At 66.5% G+C, this 3,202-nt stretch carries 4 protein-coding genes and 1 pseudogene; 2 read left to right on the top strand and 3 right to left on the bottom strand.

The features are described 5' to 3' along the window. Positions 1–31 precede the first annotated feature (31 nt). From B9S61_RS42925 to B9S61_RS43615, 3 genes are read right to left on the bottom strand one after another with little or no spacing between them, the layout of a single operon-like run. Entirely contained in the window at positions 32–973 is a 942-nt protein-coding gene (locus tag B9S61_RS42925) for an IS3 family transposase (RefSeq protein ID WP_258039777.1), read from the bottom strand. Next, entirely contained in the window at positions 961–1,260 is a 300-nt protein-coding gene (locus B9S61_RS34285; protein WP_103543739.1) for a transposase, read from the bottom strand. The genes B9S61_RS42925 and B9S61_RS34285 overlap by 13 nt, the downstream gene beginning before the upstream one ends. A gap of 35 nt (positions 1,261–1,295) precedes the next feature. Continuing rightward, entirely contained in the window at positions 1,296–2,120 is an 825-nt protein-coding gene (locus tag B9S61_RS43615) for a reverse transcriptase domain-containing protein (RefSeq protein WP_103545669.1), read from the bottom strand. A gap of 586 nt (positions 2,121–2,706) precedes the next feature. Here B9S61_RS43615 and B9S61_RS34295 point away from each other — a divergent pair. Both B9S61_RS34295 and B9S61_RS34300 read left to right on the top strand, forming a co-directional pair. After that, positions 2,707–2,958 (top strand): hypothetical protein, encoded by a 252-nt coding sequence (locus tag B9S61_RS34295; protein WP_103545038.1) that lies wholly within the window; start codon positions 2,707–2,709, stop codon positions 2,956–2,958. Next, positions 2,955–3,202 (top strand): annotated as a pseudogene (locus B9S61_RS34300) (hypothetical protein); the annotation flags it as partial. The gene B9S61_RS34295 and the pseudogene B9S61_RS34300, both read left to right, overlap by 4 nt.

The following is a 3,202-nucleotide window of genomic DNA, read 5'->3' on the forward strand; positions in this document are numbered from 1 at the left end:
TGTCAATCCCCTGGAAGCGTAGAGACCTTCCTTATGCGGCCAGGTCCTCCTGATGGTGGCTGGCGCGTGCTTCGCTGATGATCTGTTCGAACTCCACCGGCGGTAGCCCGCCGGCCGCGGAGTGTCTGCGGCGCATGTTGTAGAAGCCGGTGATCCAGGTGGCGATCTTCAGCCGGGCCTCGGTCCGGGTGGCGAACTGGTGCCGGTGGATGTACTCGACCTTGATCAGCGAGTTGAACGACTCCGCGGCGGCGTTGTCCAGCGCCGACCCGACCCGCCCCATGGACTGCACCACGCCCAGCCGGTCACACAGCTCGTTGTACGCCTGACTGGTGTATTCGCTGCCGCGGTCGGAGTGGAAGATCACGCCGTCCACATCGCCGCCGCGCGTGGTGGCGGCCATCTTCAGCGACGCGGCGACCAGGGCAGCGTCGTGATGCGCACCCATCGCATAGCCGAGCAGTCGGCGCGAGAACAGGTCGATGACCGTGGCCAGGTACAACTTTCCCTCCCCGGTCTCGATTTCGGTCATATCGCCCACCCATAGGACGTTTGGGGAGACCGCGTCGAAGTGGCGGTGCACCAGGTCAGGGGCCGCTTTGCGCTTGCCCTGCCGGGTCAGCGAGCGGCGCCTGCGGGGCGGTTTACGGCCCTGGAGCCCGAGCTCGGCCATGATCTCGGCGACCGTGTTCACCGAGACCTGCCAGCCCGCGGCCCACAGGTCCAGCGTGATCCTCGGTGACCCGTAGGTCTCGCCCGAGCGGCGGAAGAAGTACGTGATCCTCTCCTCCAGCATCGCCCGTCTGACCTCGCGTTTCGTCGGCTCGGCCGGGCGACGTCGCCACTTGTGGAACCACGCCTCGGATACGCCGAGCGCGCGGCAGGAGACAGTGTGCGGGATGCCGTGCCCGGTCCTCTGGTCGCTGATCACCCCGACGAGAGCCGCCGGGTCCGCCACAGCTACTTCACCCACAGGACCATGCAGCGTTTGAGGACATCACGCTCCATGGCCAGTTCCTTGTTCTCTTTGGTCAGCTCGGTGTTGCGCCTGCGCAGTCGCTCCAGTTCCTCCTGGACGCTCTCGCTCCGCCCGCCAGCAGCCGCACCGTTCCGCCGGGCGCGAGAGACCCAGCTGGCCAACGTGGTCTCGTTGATCCCCAGCTCCCTCGCGACCTGCGCGAGCGGCTTGCCTGTCTCGGTCACGATACGCACAGCCCCCTCACGGAACTCCGCGTCGAACTTCCGCCTCTTCTCCGCCATGACTCCCAACTTCCCCTGCAGTCACGGCCTCTACGCTACGAGGGGAAGGTCAACGTGTACTGCACGCCGTCCTTCCGACGAGCCGAACGAGGCTGGAAGGTGAACCCCAGGAACGTGAACGACAACTGCTCGAAGGAGCCGCGCCGGTTGCTGTCCTTGCAGTACACGATCTTCGTCTTGTCCGGGTGCAGCTCCAGCCCGACCTGTTCCATCCGCTCATGGAGTGCGGCCAGGACACGCCTGGCCTGCCACTCGGTAACGCAGTGGATCACCGCGTCATCCGCGTAGCGCTCGAACGCGACGGACGGGAACTCCTTGTCCAGCCAGGTGTCGAACGCGTAGTGCATGAAGAGGTTAGCCAGGACGGGTGAGACCGATGAGCCCTGTGGGGTTCCCCGGTCCCGCTTCTGCAAGGTCCCGTCAGGTAGCTGCAGATCGGCGGCCAGCCACCGCTTCACATACAGCACCACCCAGCGGGCATCGGTATGCGCCTCGACGGCCTTGATCACGAGGTCCCACCGGACGCTGTCGAAAAACTTCCGGATGTCGAGATCGATCACCCAGTTGTACTTCCAGCAGCGTTTCCGGCAGGTCCCGACCGACCGGGACTCACGTGCGGGCGCGGTGCGGTTCGCCAAGGCATACGCGGGCCGGGTGACCGCACGGCGACCGGGGCGAGCCTGTGACCGTCCATCAGCGCTGCACGGAAGTGATCCAGAACCAGTTCTCAGGCGTCGCCGATAATTAACGTAAAGCGCGTGAAACACTACATTGAAGGCATTCAGGAAGAAATACATATCAAGGACTCCGCGCGATGGAATCGCGGAAGCATGGCAACACTCTCGGCACCACCGCCCCATCCACGGCTGGCCCCGCAGCCACGCTCCGGCCCTCCGCCCAGGAACGACACACACCGTTCGCCAAGGACCGTTTCCCGTCCCGACCCTGCGACACCTGCCCAGCGCCCCAGCAACTCACAGACTGCAGCTGCGGCCGCTGTCGCCCTCCGTCCGATCCCCCAACTGGCCATCCAAACCGGGAGCGCTGTTGCCGCCTCGATAGCCGCACACCGCGCAGGACTGACAGCCCTGCCAGGCCGGGCTCGCAAGGCGACAGCTGGTGCCGAGCCTCCACCGAACCCGGGGCGGTTCACATCGCCCCGCCCCGTGCATCGTGCCTACCGGGCACCATGCCCGGAGGAGCGATTGTCGCGCACAGCCGGACACGACGCGCGTTGATGACGGAGTTTCGCTCCGCATCCCATGGCCGGACCCACCCTTCCCCATCCCGGGCCCACGCCCTCGCAGCCCCCACGCGAGGGTGCGCTTGACCACCTGATCGATCTCCTCGGCCAGGTTCCGCTCTGTGATGGTGAGGCCGAGGGAGGCGCAAGCAGCTACCTCAATCGCCTCCCCGGGCGGGTATACCCGATGTATTCTGTCAGGCATGGCACACACAACGATCAAGGTGGAGAGCAGTGTCCGGGACCGGCTGGCGATCCTGGCCGCCGAGAAGGACACAACGATCGCGGGGCTCGTCGGCGAATTCGCCACCCACACCCTCACTCAGAGCGAGCGGGACGAGCAGGTCGCGAAGACCCTCGAAGTCCTGCACGCGCTCTCCGGCTACGCCCCGGATCCCGAGCAGGACCGCGCAGCGGACGATGAGCTCACGCGCCGGCTCGGCAGCGCCGCGTGAACCCTGTCGCCCCTGTCGATGTAGTCCTCGACGACAGCGCGCTGCTCGCTCTGGGCTCAGGCAACGCCCTGGCCTCCCGCCTTCTGTACCAAGCCGCCGAGACCGGGGTCTGGCGCGTCCACGTCGCGCTGGCCACACTCGCCGAAGCGGACCGGGTACGCACCGGACTCGCCGGCCACCTCGGCATGCTCGACCAGGTGGTTTTTCATCCGCTCGATCTCGCCGCCGTCTTGGCCGCCTCGGG

This window comes from Streptomyces sp. SM1 (assembly GCF_002910825.1).
GTDB lineage: Bacteria > Actinomycetota > Actinomycetes > Streptomycetales > Streptomycetaceae > Streptomyces > Streptomyces okerensis.

Bases quoted from the DNA above. Each gene is read 5' to 3' on its own strand.
- B9S61_RS43615 (WP_103545669.1), bottom strand. From the start codon at position 2,120: ATGGGGCGGTGGTGCCGAGAGTGTTGCCATGCTTCCGCGATTCCATCG.
- B9S61_RS34295 (WP_103545038.1), top strand. From the start codon at position 2,707: ATGGCACACACAACGATCAAGGTGGAGAGCAGTGTCCGGGACCGGCTG.
- B9S61_RS34285 (WP_103543739.1), bottom strand. From the start codon at position 1,260: ATGGCGGAGAAGAGGCGGAAGTTCGACGCGGAGTTCCGTGAGGGGGCT.